This is a genomic window from Nitratireductor sp. PBL-C9 (genome assembly GCF_050877045.1).
Lineage (GTDB): Bacteria > Pseudomonadota > Alphaproteobacteria > Rhizobiales > Rhizobiaceae > Nitratireductor > Nitratireductor aquimarinus.
Genome location: NZ_JBPAXW010000011.1, coordinates 1 through 14,075, shown reverse-complemented (window position 1 = coordinate 14,075; position 14,075 = coordinate 1). Strand labels below are relative to the sequence as shown.

Sequence of the window (14,075 nt, the reverse complement as noted above, 5' to 3'; positions counted from 1 at the left end):
GCCCGGACGAACGCACGGCGATGCGTGAGGCGTTCAGATCGCGCGGGGAGAATGTTCAGGAGAGGTTTTGACGGGGCGGCTTGAGCAATCGTTTAGCCTGAAAGGCGCAGATGTTTTCTGCCGGATCAGCGGCCAGACACGCGGCGAAGCGCACAGGCCGGATGGCATGGAAAGAGGACTGCCCCATGGGCATGCAGTGAAGAGCGCAGCAATCCTGAGCGGAGGCATCCACGTCATCATGAGCACCGCCCTCAGGCCCATGATCAGCGGCGACTGCAATCACGCTTGCGGTTGCCATCTCGGGAGCCGGGTGTGCGCTGGCCCCAGGCATTGGGTAGAACAGCAAAACGATCAGGGTGAAAACCGCGATCACCCCGCCTACTCCCAGTCTCGCCAAAGGCGTATCTTGCCAGAAACAGCGCATTCGGCACGTTGTTCATGAGCGCTGGTCGGGTCAATTCACCCCGGCCGCGCCGCAAGTAACCAATTTGCGAACGGGCGGGCCATTTTGCTGACTGTCGGGGCGGCGCAACCGCCTATTGGCGCATGCCCCACCACCATCGGACAGCGGGCCGCAACATTGTGATGCCTTGCCCACCCGTGCGATCAGCCGTTCACGCGGTGCGCATCGCTCACGCTCGTGATTTCCTTGAGTTGCGAAATCAGCCGGTTGAGATGCTTCAGGTCCCAGACCTCGAGATCGAACAGCATTTCGGTGAAATCGGGCGCGGTGCGCTCCATGGCAAGCGTGTGGATGTTGGCATCGTTTGAGGCCACCACCTGCGCGATCTCGGCCAGCGAACCGGGCTCGTTGATGGCCGTGACGGACATGCGGACCGGGAAGCGCTCCTTCATGTGCTCGTCAATGTCCCAGCGCACATCGATCCACCGCTCCGGCTGATCGTCGAACGCGGTGAGCGCCGGCGACTGGATCGGATAAATGGTGATGCCGGAACCGGGTTGAAGAATGCCGACAATGCGATCGCCCGGCACCGCCCCTTCAGGCGCGAAGCTGACCGGCAGATCGCCCGTCACGCCGCGAATCGGCACAGCGCTGCCCTGCGGGGTTTCGCCCGAAGCATCACGCGTGGTGCGCTTGGCCTTGCGCGAAGAGCGGCCGGGGATCTGGAACAGCATGCCCGCCGCATTGCGCAGGTTGAACCAGCCCTCCTCGCGCTCCTTGGGGGCCTGCGTGACGCGCTCGTCCTTGTAGTCGGGGAACACGGCGCGAACCACGTCCTGCGAGGAAAGCTCCCCGCGCCCGACCGCAGCCAGAACATCCTCCACATCCTGCCGACCGAGCCGGTGCAGCACCGGCTTCAGCGCATCGCGCGAAAAGGTCTTTTCGGCCCGCTCGAAGGCGCGCTCGAGAATGCGCGCGCCGAGACCGGAATACTGTTTGCGGATCGCGTTTCGCGTGGCGCGGCGGATGGCGGCGCGCGCCTTGCCGGTGACAACGACCGATTCCCACGCCGCCGGCGGCACCTGCGCCTTGGAGCGGATGATCTCCACTTCGTCGCCGTTCTTCAGCTCGGTCATGAGCGGCATGATCCGGCCATTGACCTTTGCGCCGACACAGGTGTCGCCCACCTCGGTGTGGACCGCATAGGCAAAGTCGATGGGCGTTGCCCCGCGCGGCAGCGCGATCAGCCGCCCCTTGGGCGTGAAGCAGAAAACCTGGTCCTGGAACAGCTCCAGCTTGGTGTTTTCGAGGAAGTCTTCCGGCGTATCGCCCTCAGACAGCGCCTCGATGGTGCGCCGCAGCCAGGCATAGGCATTGGTGTCGCGCGAGATGCGGTGATCCGCGCCGTTCACCTTGCCGCCGAAATCCTTGTAGATCGAATGCGCGGCAACACCGTATTCGGCAATGCCGTGCATGTCATAGGTGCGGATCTGCAGTTCCACGCGCTGGCGCGACGGCCCGACAATCGTCGTATGGATCGACCGGTAGTCATTCTGCTTGGGCGTGGAGATGTAGTCCTTGAAGCGCCCCGGCACCATCGACCAAGTGGAGTGGATGACGCCCAGCGCCCGGTAACAGTCTTCGACCGTATCGACGAGCACGCGGAAACCGAAAATGTCCGACAGCTGCTCGAAGGAAAGCGCCTTCGTCTCCATCTTGCGGAACACCGACCAGGGCTTCTTCTGGCGGCTCTTCACCGTCGCCTCGATCTGGTGTTCTGTAAAGAGGTGTGACAGCGCCTCTTCAATGGCCTTGATGACCCCGCGATTGCGCTCGAAGAACTCCGCCAGCCGCTCCGTCACAGCGCGAAACGCTTCGGGATTGATGTGGCGGAAGGCGAGCTCTTCAAGCTCCTCGCGCATGTCCTGCATGCCCATGCGGCCGGCCAGCGGCGCATAGATGTCCATGGTCTCTTCGGCGATCCGGAGCCGCTTGTGCTCGGGCACGTGATCGAGCGTGCGCATGTTGTGCAGACGGTCAGCGAGCTTCACCAGAAGCACGCGCACATCGTCGGAAATGGCGAGCAGAAGCTTGCGCAGGTTTTCTGCCTGATGCGCCTTCTTGGAAACAAGATCGAGGCGCTTCAGCTTGGTCAAACCCTCGACGAGCTTGCCGATATCGGGGCCGAACAGTTCATCGATCTCAGCGCGCGTGGCGCTCGTATCCTCGATTGTGTCATGCAGGAGGGCGACAGCAATGGTCGCCTCGTCCAGATGCATGTCGGTCAGGATGGCGGCAACTTCCAGAGGATGCGAAAAATAGGGATCGCCAGAGGCGCGGCGCTGATGACCGTGCTTCTGCATTGCGTAGACATAGGCCTTGTTGAGTAGCGCCTCATTGACGTCCGGCTTGTAGCGTTGAACACGCTCGACAAGCTCGTATTGACGCATCATGGGCGGCTTCCTCTGTTCTTATTGTTGTCTACGCAAAGCAAAACATGCGCCGCGAGGTGCACGGCGCATGTTTAAGATAGGCAGGAATGTTCCGGCAAGGAAGAGATTGCCATGCCGAACATTCGTGTCGATCAGAAATCGTCGCTTTTTTCCGGCGGCACGAGGCCTTCGATGCCGGCGAGCAGATCTTCTTCGCTCATGCGGTCGAAGGAAATCTCCTCCTCCGGCTGCTCTGCGCTTGCTTCCACGGCCTCGGCGGACGGCTCGCTGATCTCCGGGAGATCGGCTTCCGGCTCGTCAACCTCGACATGCTTCTGCAGCGAGTGAATCAGATCTTCTTTGAGGTCGCCCGGAGACAGGGTCTCGTCAGCGATCTCGCGCAGGGCGACAACGGGGTTCTTGTCGTTGTCGCGGTCCACGGTAATTGCTTCGCCCTGCGAAATCTGGCGGGCGCGGTGGCTCGCCAGGAGCACGAGATCAAAGCGGTTATCGACCTTGTCGATACAGTCTTCAACGGTCACACGGGCCATTCAGTGCCCCTTTCATGCGTAAATCTGCAAGGAAATCCAGCGCGTCAATACCCTGCCAGCCCGAAAAATTCAAGGCCGAGACGCAACGCTTGCTTTCCGATCAACACGCAATTGCGGCGCGGTGATGGCAGCCGGCGCGCCAGCCCACAGCTTGTAATTATGACGAATTTATATATTGGTTGGAACTATCATAGTTCAGCGCTATTTCCTCATAAGAGATAGCTTTTTGGGCACCTTCCGGCGCGACGCTTTCGTTTTGTGCGCCAACCTTTTTTGAAACAGGAAATTTGACGATGTTCGATCCACGGGAAAAGATAGCGCTCTTCATTGATGGCGCAAATTTGTATGCCACATCGCGGGCATTAGGGTTCGACATCGATTACCGCAAGCTCCTGAGCAGCTTCAAGGAACGCGGCTACCTGCTGCGCGCCTACTACTACACCGCTCTGGTGGAGGATCAGGAGTATTCGTCCATTCGCCCGCTGATCGACTGGCTGGATTACAATGGCTACAAGGTCGTTACCAAGCCGGCCAAGGAGTTCACCGACTCCGCAGGTCGCCGCAAGATCAAGGGCAACATGGACATCGAGCTGGCAATCGATGCGCTCGAGCTGTGCGACGTGGTCGATCATTACGTGATCTTCTCCGGTGATGGTGACTTCCGCACGCTGGTCGAGGCTCTTCAGCGCAAGGGCCGCAAGGTCAGCGTCGTTTCCACCATCCAGTCCCAGCCGCCGATGATCGCTGACGATCTTCGCCGTCAGGCGGACAATTTCATCGATCTCTCCTCATTGCGCGACGAAGTTGGCCGTGCGACAAGCGAGCGGCCTTCCCGCAAGGCTGATCCTGAAGATGACGAGACGTTCGACGATCTATGAGCACTGTTCCGGCGCAGGCCACCGAGCCGCCGCGTGATTGCGCGCTTTGTCCGCGCCTGCACCAGTTCATCGCAGACTGGCGCGTCAAGGAGCCCGAGTGGCACAACGCGCCGGTCCCGGCTTTTCTTCCCAAAGGCGGCGACGACAATGTCTCGCTTCTGATTGTCGGCCTCGCACCGGGCCTGCGCGGCGCGAACAAATCCGGCCGCCCCTTCACCGGCGATTACGCCGGCGACCTCCTCTACAGCACGCTGAAACGCTTTGGTTTCGCCGAAGGAGAGTATGAGGCGCGCCCAGACGACAGCCTCACCCTCATCGATGCGGCAATCGTTAATGCCGTGCGCTGCGTGCCGCCGGAAAACAAGCCCGTGGGTTCGGAAATAAACACCTGCCGCGAACACTTTTTCGCCCCCACGATGAAGCGCTTCAAAAACATGAAGGCCATTCTGACGCTCGGCGTGATCGCGCATCAGTCAACCGTGCGCGCCCTTGGCGGCCGCGTCGCGGCACACAAGTTCGCGCATGGCGCGCGCCAGGAAGTCGCCGGCTTCTCCATATTCTCGAGCTACCACTGCTCGCGCTACAACACGAACACCGGTCGCCTGACCGAAGACATGTTCGTCAGCGTTTTCCGCGATATACGCGAATTTCTCGATAATTAGATTCTGATGGCGAAACGCTTCTGCGGCAGTCTGCGGATCAACCGCTCTGCTTCAGGAGCCTTGCCTTTTCGCGGTTCCAGTCGCGCTTCTTGGCCGTCTCGCGCTTGTCGTGCAGCTTCTTGCCGCGCGCCACGGCGACCTGGAGCTTGGCCAGCCCGCGCTCGTTGAAATAGAGCTTGAGAGGCACGAGGGTCATGCCCTCCCGCTCGATTGACTGGGCGAACCTTGAGAGTTCCCGCTTGGAGATCAGCAGTTTGCGCTTGCGCCGCGGCTCATGGTTGAACCGGTTGCCGGCGGAATATTCCTGGATATACGAGTTGATCAGCCAGCATTCGCCGTCCTCTATCGAGGCATAGGCTTCCTGGATGTTCGCATGCCCTTCGCGCAGCGACTTCACTTCGGTGCCCGTCAGAACAATGCCGGCTTCCAGCGTGTCCAGCACTTCATAGGAGAAGCGCGCCTTGCGGTTTTCGGCAATCGTCTGAACGTTCGGATTCTTGTCTTTCGCCATGTGTCCCAAATGCGCCGGAAGCGCTCATGAGCGCTTCCGCCTTCCAGCGGGCAGAAGAATGCCCGTTTGTTTCACCGCATTTGTGCGACGCCGGGCGTATTTGCCCGGCTGCAAAATGCTCTACTTCAGCAGGCCTGCGTGCTGCATGGCTGCGTCGATGGCCGCCGCGGTGGAAGCCTCGATCGGCACGAGCGGCAGGCGGACCCGATTTTCGGCCTTGCCGAGACGCGACAGCGCATATTTCGCACCGCACAGGCCCGGCTCGATGAAGATCGCCTTGTGCAGCGGCATCAGCCGGTCCTGCAGTTCAAGGGCCTTTTCCTTGTCATTGGCAAGCGTTGCCGCCTGGAACTCCGCGCACAGGCGCGGCGCCACATTGGCCGTCACCGAAATGCAGCCGACGCCGCCATGTGCGTTGAAGCCCAGAGCCGACGCATCTTCGCCGGAGAGCTGGATGAAGTCCTTGCCGCAGGTGAGACGCTGCTCTGAAACCCGGTCGACCTTTGCCGTTGCGTCCTTCACACCGACAATATTGGCAAAGTCCTTCGCCAGCCGGCCCATGGTCTCGGGCGACATGTCGATCACCGAACGCGGCGGAATGTTGTAGATGATGATCGGCAGGCTCGTCGAACGCGCCACCGTCGCAAAATGCTCATAGAGACCGTTCTGCGTCGGCTTGTTGTAATACGGCGTGACCACCAGTGCTGCGTCGGCCTTCACCTCTTCGGCGAACTTGGCCAGCGCAACGGCCTCGCGGGTGGAATTGGACCCTGCGCCTGCGATCACCGGAACGCGACCGGCAGCCGTCTCGACGCAGATCTGGACCACTTCGCGATGCTCTTCATGCGTCAGCGTGGGCGTTTCGCCCGTGGTGCCGACCGGAACAAGACCCGTCGTGCCTTCGGCAATCTGCCATTCAACGAGTTCGCGAAACGCTTTTTTGTCCAGGCTGCCATCTTTGGCAAACGGTGTCACAAGCGCTGTGAGAGACCCCCTGAACATAATGTCGAACTCCTGAATGAGATTGGATGCAATTATGACGGCCAGAACCGCCGACGGATGCTTCTAGCCGAAGATGTCGCGGCGCACCATAGTCTTGCCATCTCTTGCCCGCAAGAATCCGACCTGAGTGGCATGTTTGCTTCAGCAGGACGGGGTCGGGCCCGTCTCGCCGAAAAAAACAGCGTCCACGCTGGTTCATTATCGTCGGACCTCTGGTCGACCTGTTCGGGTGCTTTTTGCATGAAGACATCAGCCGCGCTTGTCCCGCTGCTTCTCCTCTCCGTTTCGACAATCGTGCAGGCCCAGTCTTTGCCCGAAATGGCGCCCATCCCCTTTGCGCGTCCCGATGCAGCAACTGCGCCCAGCGCCGTGATTGACGCGCTGACCCGTGCAACCGTGCGCCCCAATGTCGTGGACGGCGAAACCGGTCAGTCGACCGACATGCGCGCCATGATCGCGGGACTGGACGCCATCTCGACCGGAGATCCCGAAACGGCGCGCACCCTGCGCAACAGCATGACGGAAAACGGGCTCGAGCGCCGCATTTTGAGCTGGTCTCTGGTTCTTTCCGCCAGCGACACGCTGTCCAGCGCCGAAATTGCCAAGACTGCCGGCGACCTCGCCGGCTGGCCCGGCATGCTCACCCTGCGCGATCACAGCGAGCGGGCGCTTTATCGCGAGAATCAGCGCCCCAATGTGGTCGTCGCCCTGCTTGGAGACATGCCGCCCCGAACCTTTGAGGGAACGGTGGCGCTTGCCCGCGCGCATCTGGCGCTATCGCAGGAAGACAAGGCGCGTGCGCTGGTATCCACATTCTGGCGCGAGGCAAAACTCGATGCGGCGCGCGAAACAGCGTTCATGAAAGAGTTCGACACCCTGCTTTCAACCGCCGACCACCGGGTGCGGATGGAGCAGATGCTTTATAATGCGCGCATACGCTCCGCCGAACGCGTCGCAGAACGCGCCGGCGGTGTGGAACTGACCAAGGCATGGGCGGCGGTCATTCGCGGCGAGAAAAATGCGGAAGAGCTGCTCGACGCCGTGCCCGAGGCGCAGCAGAGCGCCGGATATCTTTTCGCAAAAACCCGTTATTTGCGCCGCAGCGGCCGTTTCGATGAAGCTGCAAAGGTCATGCTGACCGCGCCGCAGGATGCGCAAAGCCTGATCGACCCGGATGAATGGTGGGTGGAGCGACGCGTCCTCTCCCGCGAGCTTCTGGATATCGATGACGCGGAAACGGCCTATAAGATCGCGGCGAACCATGCGGCCGAAAGCCCTTCGCGGGCAGCCGATGCGGAGTTCCATGCCGGCTGGTATGCATTGCGCATGCTCGACAGGCCTGAAAAGGCGGCAGAGCATTTCGCGCGCATCGCCGGGATCGCCGAAGGGCCGATTTCCAACGCCAGAGCGCATTACTGGCTCGGCCGCGCGGCAGAGGCCGGCGGCCCCGGGGATGCGGACGCCCATTATAAAGAGGCAGCGCGCTTCGGCGCGACCTTCTACGGGCAGCTGGCGACGGCCCGGCTTGGGCAATCAAAGCTTGCAGCCGATGCGCCTGCCCCCCGGGACGACAACCGGCGGCACTTTTTTGCCCGCGAGATGGTGCGAGCAATCAAGAGCCTGGAACAGACAAGCCATGCATGGCGCGCTGGCAGCCTTTACCGGAAACTCGCGCAACAGCTCGACAATCCGGGCGAGCTGGCGCTTCTGGCCAATATGGCGGCAAACCGAGGCGACTACACAACGGCGCTGCGCGTCGGCAAGATCGCAGCCGGGCGCGGACTGGACATCGGCGCACTTGCCCATCCGGTCGGCGCAATCCCGGACGCCGCCTCCATCCCGTCCGCCCGACAGGCCCTCGCCTACGCCATTGCCCGGCAGGAAACCGAGTTCAACGCCGCCGCCGTCTCACCCGCCGGAGCGCGCGGCCTCCTGCAGCTCATGCCTGCAACTGCACAGGAAATGGCGCGCAAGAGCGGCCTGCCCTATTCCCGCGCCCGCCTGACGGCAGACCCCACCTACAATGTGACGCTTGGCGCAGCCTATCTGGAAGAACAGCTCGCGCGCTTCAACGGCTCCTACATCCTCACTTTCGCCGGCTACAATGCCGGTCCGAGCCGCGCCACGGAATGGATGGGACGCTATGGTGATCCACGCGGAAAATCGGTGGAGGAGATCGTCGACTGGATCGAACGCATTCCCTATTCGGAAACGCGCAACTATGTTCAACGGGTGATGGAGAATCTGCAGATCTACAAGATGCAGTTGACCGGCCGGTTCGACATCGAAAAAGATCTGACGGTCGGCGGCTGATCGAGACTCTGATCAATGCGCCAACCGTCTGATACAAACAGCAAACAGGCGACATTCGAGGGAAGCTGTGTCGGAAGAAGATTTTCGCGATGTCTACTACACGGCGCAGGATGGCCTGAAACTTCACGCTCGCGTTTATGGTGAGGACAATCCCGGTCTGCCCGTGGTTTGCCTTCCCGGCCTGACACGCAATGCGCGGGACTTCCACCCGCTCGCCCTTTTTCTCGCGACCGATGCCCCGAAACCGCGCAAGGTCATCGTCTTCGACTATCGCGGACGCGGCCTGTCCGACCGCGACCCGGACTGGCGTCATTATGACGTGGCCATTGAGGCCGCCGATATCACCACCGGCCTTGCCGTTATGGGCGTCGAACACGCAGCCTTCATCGGCACCTCGCGTGGCGGATTGATTATCATGGCGCTCAGCGCCTCACGGCCTGCCCTTTTGAAGGCAGTTGTTCTCAACGATATCGGCCCGGTGGTGGAAGGAGACGGTCTTGCCCAGATCCGCTCCTATCTGCAACGCGCGCCCAAACCGGCCACACTCAAAGAAGCGATTGAGATCCAGAAAACCATCCACGGCGATGCCTTTTCCGCCCTTTCGGATGAAGACTGGGAACGCTTTACCGGTGCGCTCTATCGGCAGGAAAACGGAAGCCTTCTGGCGGATTTCGATCCGAAACTCGTCAAGCCACTCAAAGAGATAGACCTGGATCGCCCGCTTCCGGAGCTATGGCCGCTCTTTTCCGGCCTGACCGGCATTCCGCTTCTTGCGGTGCGCGGTGAGAATTCGCGTCTTCTCTCCATGAAAACACTGGGCGAGATGGAAACCCGGCATCCTGACATGCAGTCCATTGTCGTTCCCGGACAGGGACACGCACCACTGCTCGAAACCGGTGATTTGCCGGAAAACATCGCAGCCTTTGTCGATCAGGCCGAAAAAGCACCGCGACACTCTGGATAAAGCCCCCCCACCGACCGCGATAGCGCCCTCCCCAACACACCGGCACAGGACCAGAGCCTAGCTGGCCGTCGTGATCTTCCCGCAGGAGCATCGCTCCAGAACGTCGACGCAGGGGTCGAGATCGCCGGTCGCCAGATGCGCATAGCGCATGGTCATTGTCAGCGTCTGGTGGCCAAGCCACATCTGCACCCGGCGCAGATCAATACCGCCCTGCACAAGACGCGACGCACATGTGTGGCGCAGCACATGCGGCACGACCTGCGTATCCTGTGAGAGTCCCACCTCTGCCTTGGCTTCATTCCAGATGGTGCGAAACTGGGCCTGCCGCAGCATGGCGAACGGCCCTTCCCGCCCCTCTTTCCGGACACCGGCAGCGTTCTGCGCACGCGCCGTCAGCGGCACGGAGCGCGCACGCGCGGATTTCGTGATCCAAAAGCTCGCGCGTCCACCCTGTACGTCGTTCCAGGTCAGCCCGATGGCTTCGCCCAGCCTGCACCCCGTATCCACCAGAAAGACAGAAAGCCGCCAGGCATCTTCGCTGCGGCGTCGGATCGCGGCGAAAAGCATCTCCTCTTCGCTCCACGAGAGAAAGCGGATGCGTCCGGAGCGCTCTTTCTGACGTCGAAATTCGGGCAGGCTGTGAATGTCACCCATTTTATGCGCTTTCCGCAGAAGCTTGCTCAGCGCGGCCATCTTTCGATTGATGGTCGCATTGCTGTTTCCGCGAGCGCGCAATTTCCCGATCAACGCATCAAGGGCATCCTGCCCGAATGTGCTGAAGCGCTTCCCCATCAGGAGCTCATCCAGCTCCCCGATAAAGAAGGTGACATTGTATTTGTGCGAGCCAGGCTCCCAAAGTATGTCGCCATACTTTGCAAAGAGCTCCTTCAGGCTGAATTCAGAGACAAGCCGGAGCCGCTCACTGTCGAAAGTGACAGAGTAGCCCTCTCCTGAAACACCCCATGCCTCTTCCAGACGACTGACGCTCCCCATGTCAGAGAGCGTCCCGGACGCAATTCAGGGCGTTTATTTCAACCTTGTCCTGACCTCCGAAGAAACTCAACGGAGCGAGTTTGTACCAGTTCCCCATGTACACAACCTCCGATTGTCGGAGATACCATCACCACTAACTGATGGTCCAAAGAACACACGCTTATTCTTATTGATCCGTCCGCCCCGCTGAGCCCCCGCGGCATTCGTCTGTATTTTTAAGCGGCCCTGTTGAACGGAACTGGCAAACCCACCCATGGGAGAGCCTGCACGAAGATGTCGCCAACCCCTGTCACCAAAAGCACTCTCAATTGATCGAAGCGCCCGCCAACAACGATATCTCCAAGGCCGGGACCCGGCGAAGTCTCGCCAGATCCCGGTATGCACTGCTGCTTCGTTAGAAGCTTCGCGTGATGCGGAAGAAACCGCTCATCGCGCCGTCCTTGTAGCTGTCGCCATCCTTGTAGTTCACGGCGATCTTGGTATCGAGATTCTCGACCAGCTCGTAGTCGATGACACCGCCAATAGCCCAGTCGTCGGCTTTGGAGCCATGTTTGTCAGCAAAGTACTGACCGCCGAGACCGACCGAGAGTTTCTGCGTTGCAGCATATTTCAGGTAACCACCGGCCGAGTAGTCATAGCCATTGCTGTAGAGGCTCGGATCCGAGAAGTAGGTGGCCAGCAGCTCGACGCTCAGCTGATTGGTCGCCTTGAACTGGGCAAAGCCCTTGAGGCCCCATTCCTTGGCCGTTGCGTCATAGGCTGCGAATGCGTCGAACGACCCCCAGCCCTGCGAGACACCCACCTTACCGACCACATTGGGCGTGTAGTCGTAATTGTAGTCGTTCTCTTCCAGCGCCAGCGAAACCGACACGCCGTTGCCCGGCACAAAGGTGTAACCCAGCGTGTGAACCGAAGAATCAAAGCCGCCAGCATCGAACTCACCGCCGAGCCCCTGATCAAAGATCGTGCTCTTGTAGCCCAGGAAGAACCCGCCAAGCGTGATGTAGGCCTGATTCAGATATGCGCCGCGCGTTGCACCATTGACAGAGAATGGACCACTTCCGCTCGGCGCGCCGAGGCGAGAAACACCTGAATAGGCGTCAGCCCGCAGCTCGATAAAGCTGCCCAGCGTACCGAACTCGGTTTCCGAACGGGCGTCGATTGTCAGGTTGGCCCGAGCGAGCTTGCGCCAGCCGCCAGCTTTATCGCTGCGTCCGGCTCCCCAGGTTTCCCAGACCTCGTCATAGACATCCCCGCCCATGAGGGAACGCTTGGAATCATCGGCATCCGACCAGTCGATCTGATAGCGCGCATAGCCGCCGATCTTCAGGCAGGTTTCGGTGCCCGGAATATAGAAGAAGCCGGCACCATAGACGTCGCAGACCCGGACGTATTCCATCGGCTCCGGCTCGGCAACGAAAAGCGGATCGGCAGCCTTGGCGCCGGTGGCAGCAGCTGCGAGAGCCGCGGAGCCGATGAGAAGGCTCTTGAGTTTCATGTTCTGACCTCCAGTCAGAATCATGAGACCGGTGGAAGCAAAAATGCCCGAGAACAAGGGAATCCAGGCGGGATCCGACCTGCGTCGGTGGCCATCACCGCGAAGTGCGGCTTGTCTGAACTGCTGGGTGGATTGTCAAAGCTAAGGGAAAATGGCGGAGAGGATGGGATTCGAACCCACGAGACCCTTTTGGGGTCTACTCCCTTAGCAGGGGAGCGCCTTCGACCACTCGGCCACCTCTCCGGCGAGACGCTGGATAAAGAAAACCGGACCGACAATCAATACGGCATTCGAATTTCCATGCTTTATTATAGAGAAATTCCACATCGTCGTCAGCGGACAGCGCTGACGACGCCAGTTCCGCGAAGAGTCGTCAGAGAATCAAGCCTGGCTTCCGTCCGGCATTTCATTCTCGATTCCCCACGATTCGTCTCCGAAACACAGTAGAATTGGCCTACTACACCCTCCGCTTATGGGCTCATCCGGGCTCCAAGTGTTAAGAAAGGCTTACCCGGCGGCTCAGATCGTGTCATTTGTGCAACAGCCATTCCGGATAGAAGGTCGCCAGAGGGCCTTGCCGCGTAATCGCGGTTGAACCCGGCGGCCCCATGAGTAATGTCAGGCTCGGAAAGGGGACGCGAGAGCGTGAACTTTTCAATTCTTGGGGATGGGGCAGGGAACGCTGTCCTTCAGCAAAAATACCCAGACCCGCATTTAGAACTTTGACTGGAGGTCAGAACATGAAACTCAAGAGCCTTCTCATCGGCTCCGCAGCTCTCGCAGCTGCTGCCACCGGCGCAAAAGCAGCCGACCCGATCATCGTTCCCGAGCCGGAGCCGATGGAATACGTTCGCGTTTGCGACGTCTACGGCGCAGGCTTCTTCTACATCCCGGGCACCGAAACCTGCCTGAAGATCGGCGGCATGGTCCGTTACCAGATCAACTGGAACGAGAACGACGACGGCTGGCGCAAGTACGCTCGCGGCGAGCTCAACATCGACGCCCGCTCCGAGACCGAATACGGCACGCTCGGCGGCTTCATCAAGCTGCGCGCAACGTCCACGACCGGTGCGACCGCCACGTTCCCGGCTGCTTGGGACGTCAACGACGGCAACGCCTACTCCACGGGTGTTGGCTCGACCGTTGGTCTGCAGCAGGCAATCATCTCGCTCGGCGGCCTCTCCATGGGTCTCTCCGACACGCTGTACGACGCATCCATCTCGGGTGAGTTCGACAATGGCGGTGGTGATCGCGTTCACTTCATCAACTACACCTTCGCAGCAGGCAACGGCTTCACCGCCACGCTCGCTCTCGAAGAGGCTGACAGCAACTACGACTACACGCCGAACTTCGTCGGTAAGGTTGGCGTTGCTCAGGGTTGGGGCACTGCAGACTTCTACGCTGCTTACGACGCAACTGCAGAAGAGTTCGCTCTTAAGGCAATCGTCAAGGCTGACCTGACCGAGCGTCTGTTTGCACAGGCAATGGCGATCTACGAAAGCGGCATCAACTTCTACTCGACCGATCCGTTCGATCTCGGCGGCTTCGGCACGCCGAACGTTGCTCGCTTCGGTTCGGAGTGGTCCGTTGGCGGCCTCATCGGCTACAAGTTCACGCCGAAGCTGAAGGCTTCTATCGGTGCTCAGTACTACGACGCCGTTGGTCATGACTTCATCTCGAACCTCGCAGGCGGCGACGTTGATGTCATCAACGCTGGTCTGACCGTGGATTACGAGATCGTCGAGAACTTCGACGCGAAGCTCGCAGTCAACTACACCAACATTGATGCGCCGGCTGGTACTCCGATCATGGACGACCACTGGAGCGGCTTCATCCGCTTCCAGCGCAACTTCTAATCAGAAGTTACG

12 protein-coding genes and 1 tRNA gene are annotated in these 14,075 nt (G+C 60.2%); 5 read left to right on the top strand and 8 right to left on the bottom strand.

The window, feature by feature from the left end:
* Positions 1 to 55: 55 nt before the first annotated feature.
* The 3 genes from ACRTG1_RS20925 to rpoZ all read right to left on the bottom strand — a co-directional run bounded on the left by ACRTG1_RS20925 (position 56) and on the right by rpoZ (position 3,386).
* Positions 56 to 373, bottom strand: coding sequence for a hypothetical protein (locus ACRTG1_RS20925; protein ID WP_297557883.1), 318 nt, complete (start codon positions 371 to 373; stop codon positions 56 to 58).
* A gap of 233 nt (positions 374 to 606) precedes the next feature.
* The gene (locus ACRTG1_RS20920) at positions 607 to 2,856 is read right to left on the bottom strand and encodes a RelA/SpoT family protein (RefSeq protein WP_113154663.1); all 2,250 of its coding nucleotides are present in this window, start codon (positions 2,854 to 2,856) and stop codon (positions 607 to 609) included.
* Positions 2,857 to 2,987: 131 nt separating this feature from the next.
* Positions 2,988 to 3,386 (bottom strand): DNA-directed RNA polymerase subunit omega, encoded by a 399-nt coding sequence (gene rpoZ, locus ACRTG1_RS20915; RefSeq protein ID WP_113154662.1) that lies wholly within the window; start codon positions 3,384 to 3,386, stop codon positions 2,988 to 2,990.
* 293 nt (positions 3,387 to 3,679) lie between these two features.
* Here rpoZ and ACRTG1_RS20910 point away from each other — a divergent pair, with 293 nt between their 5' ends.
* Both ACRTG1_RS20910 and ACRTG1_RS20905 read left to right on the top strand, forming a co-directional pair.
* Entirely contained in the window at positions 3,680 to 4,264 is a 585-nt protein-coding gene (locus ACRTG1_RS20910) for an NYN domain-containing protein (RefSeq protein ID WP_113154661.1), read from the top strand.
* On the top strand, positions 4,261 to 4,926 hold the full coding sequence (locus tag ACRTG1_RS20905) for a uracil-DNA glycosylase (protein WP_206546607.1): 666 nt from the start codon (positions 4,261 to 4,263) through the stop codon (positions 4,924 to 4,926). Before ACRTG1_RS20910 ends, ACRTG1_RS20905 begins: the two co-directional genes overlap by 4 nt.
* A gap of 37 nt (positions 4,927 to 4,963) precedes the next feature.
* Here ACRTG1_RS20905 and smpB read toward each other — a convergent pair whose 3' ends face one another.
* Entirely contained in the window at positions 4,964 to 5,437 is a 474-nt protein-coding gene (smpB, locus tag ACRTG1_RS20900) for an SsrA-binding protein SmpB (protein WP_113154659.1), read from the bottom strand.
* A gap of 120 nt (positions 5,438 to 5,557) precedes the next feature.
* A complete protein-coding gene (dapA, locus tag ACRTG1_RS20895) occupies positions 5,558 to 6,439 on the bottom strand; it encodes a 4-hydroxy-tetrahydrodipicolinate synthase (protein ID WP_206546606.1) in 882 nt (293 codons plus the stop codon).
* A 240-nt stretch (positions 6,440 to 6,679) separates the two neighbouring features.
* Here dapA and ACRTG1_RS20890 point away from each other — a divergent pair, with 240 nt between their 5' ends.
* A complete protein-coding gene (locus ACRTG1_RS20890; protein ID WP_432517074.1) occupies positions 6,680 to 8,752 on the top strand; it encodes a transglycosylase SLT domain-containing protein in 2,073 nt (690 codons plus the stop codon).
* A 67-nt stretch (positions 8,753 to 8,819) separates the two neighbouring features.
* Positions 8,820 to 9,716, top strand: coding sequence for an alpha/beta fold hydrolase (locus tag ACRTG1_RS20885; RefSeq protein ID WP_432517072.1), 897 nt, complete (start codon positions 8,820 to 8,822; stop codon positions 9,714 to 9,716).
* A 57-nt stretch (positions 9,717 to 9,773) separates the two neighbouring features.
* On the opposite strand, the gene ACRTG1_RS20880 is transcribed toward ACRTG1_RS20885, so the two are convergent.
* The 3 genes from ACRTG1_RS20880 to ACRTG1_RS20870 all read right to left on the bottom strand — a co-directional run bounded on the left by ACRTG1_RS20880 (position 9,774) and on the right by ACRTG1_RS20870 (position 12,450).
* Entirely contained in the window at positions 9,774 to 10,709 is a 936-nt protein-coding gene (locus ACRTG1_RS20880) for a tyrosine-type recombinase/integrase (protein WP_432517070.1), read from the bottom strand.
* A gap of 394 nt (positions 10,710 to 11,103) precedes the next feature.
* Positions 11,104 to 12,207, bottom strand: a complete 1,104-nt coding sequence (locus ACRTG1_RS20875; protein WP_206547349.1) for a porin — start codon at positions 12,205 to 12,207, stop codon at positions 11,104 to 11,106.
* Between the two features lie 152 nt (positions 12,208 to 12,359).
* A tRNA-Ser gene (locus ACRTG1_RS20870) sits at positions 12,360 to 12,450 on the bottom strand.
* A 497-nt stretch (positions 12,451 to 12,947) separates the two neighbouring features.
* Between ACRTG1_RS20870 and ACRTG1_RS20865 the strand changes: the two genes are divergently transcribed.
* Positions 12,948 to 14,063 (top strand): porin, encoded by a 1,116-nt coding sequence (locus ACRTG1_RS20865; RefSeq protein ID WP_206547348.1) that lies wholly within the window; start codon positions 12,948 to 12,950, stop codon positions 14,061 to 14,063.
* Positions 14,064 to 14,075 lie beyond the last annotated feature (12 nt).

Coding starts and splice junctions, on each gene's coding strand:
- ACRTG1_RS20890 (WP_432517074.1), top strand. CDS start 6,680: ATGAAGACATCAGCCGCGCTTGTCCCGCTGCTTCTCCTCTCCGTTTCG.
- ACRTG1_RS20875 (WP_206547349.1), bottom strand. CDS start 12,207: ATGAAACTCAAGAGCCTTCTCATCGGCTCCGCGGCTCTCGCAGCTGCT.
- ACRTG1_RS20910 (WP_113154661.1), top strand. CDS start 3,680: ATGTTCGATCCACGGGAAAAGATAGCGCTCTTCATTGATGGCGCAAAT.
- rpoZ (WP_113154662.1), bottom strand. CDS start 3,386: ATGGCCCGTGTGACCGTTGAAGACTGTATCGACAAGGTCGATAACCGC.
- smpB (WP_113154659.1), bottom strand. CDS start 5,437: ATGGCGAAAGACAAGAATCCGAACGTTCAGACGATTGCCGAAAACCGC.
- ACRTG1_RS20880 (WP_432517070.1), bottom strand. CDS start 10,709: ATGGGGAGCGTCAGTCGTCTGGAAGAGGCATGGGGTGTTTCAGGAGAG.
- ACRTG1_RS20905 (WP_206546607.1), top strand. CDS start 4,261: ATGAGCACTGTTCCGGCGCAGGCCACCGAGCCGCCGCGTGATTGCGCG.
- ACRTG1_RS20865 (WP_206547348.1), top strand. CDS start 12,948: ATGAAACTCAAGAGCCTTCTCATCGGCTCCGCAGCTCTCGCAGCTGCT.
- dapA (WP_206546606.1), bottom strand. CDS start 6,439: ATGTTCAGGGGGTCTCTCACAGCGCTTGTGACACCGTTTGCCAAAGAT.
- ACRTG1_RS20920 (WP_113154663.1), bottom strand. CDS start 2,856: ATGATGCGTCAATACGAGCTTGTCGAGCGTGTTCAACGCTACAAGCCG.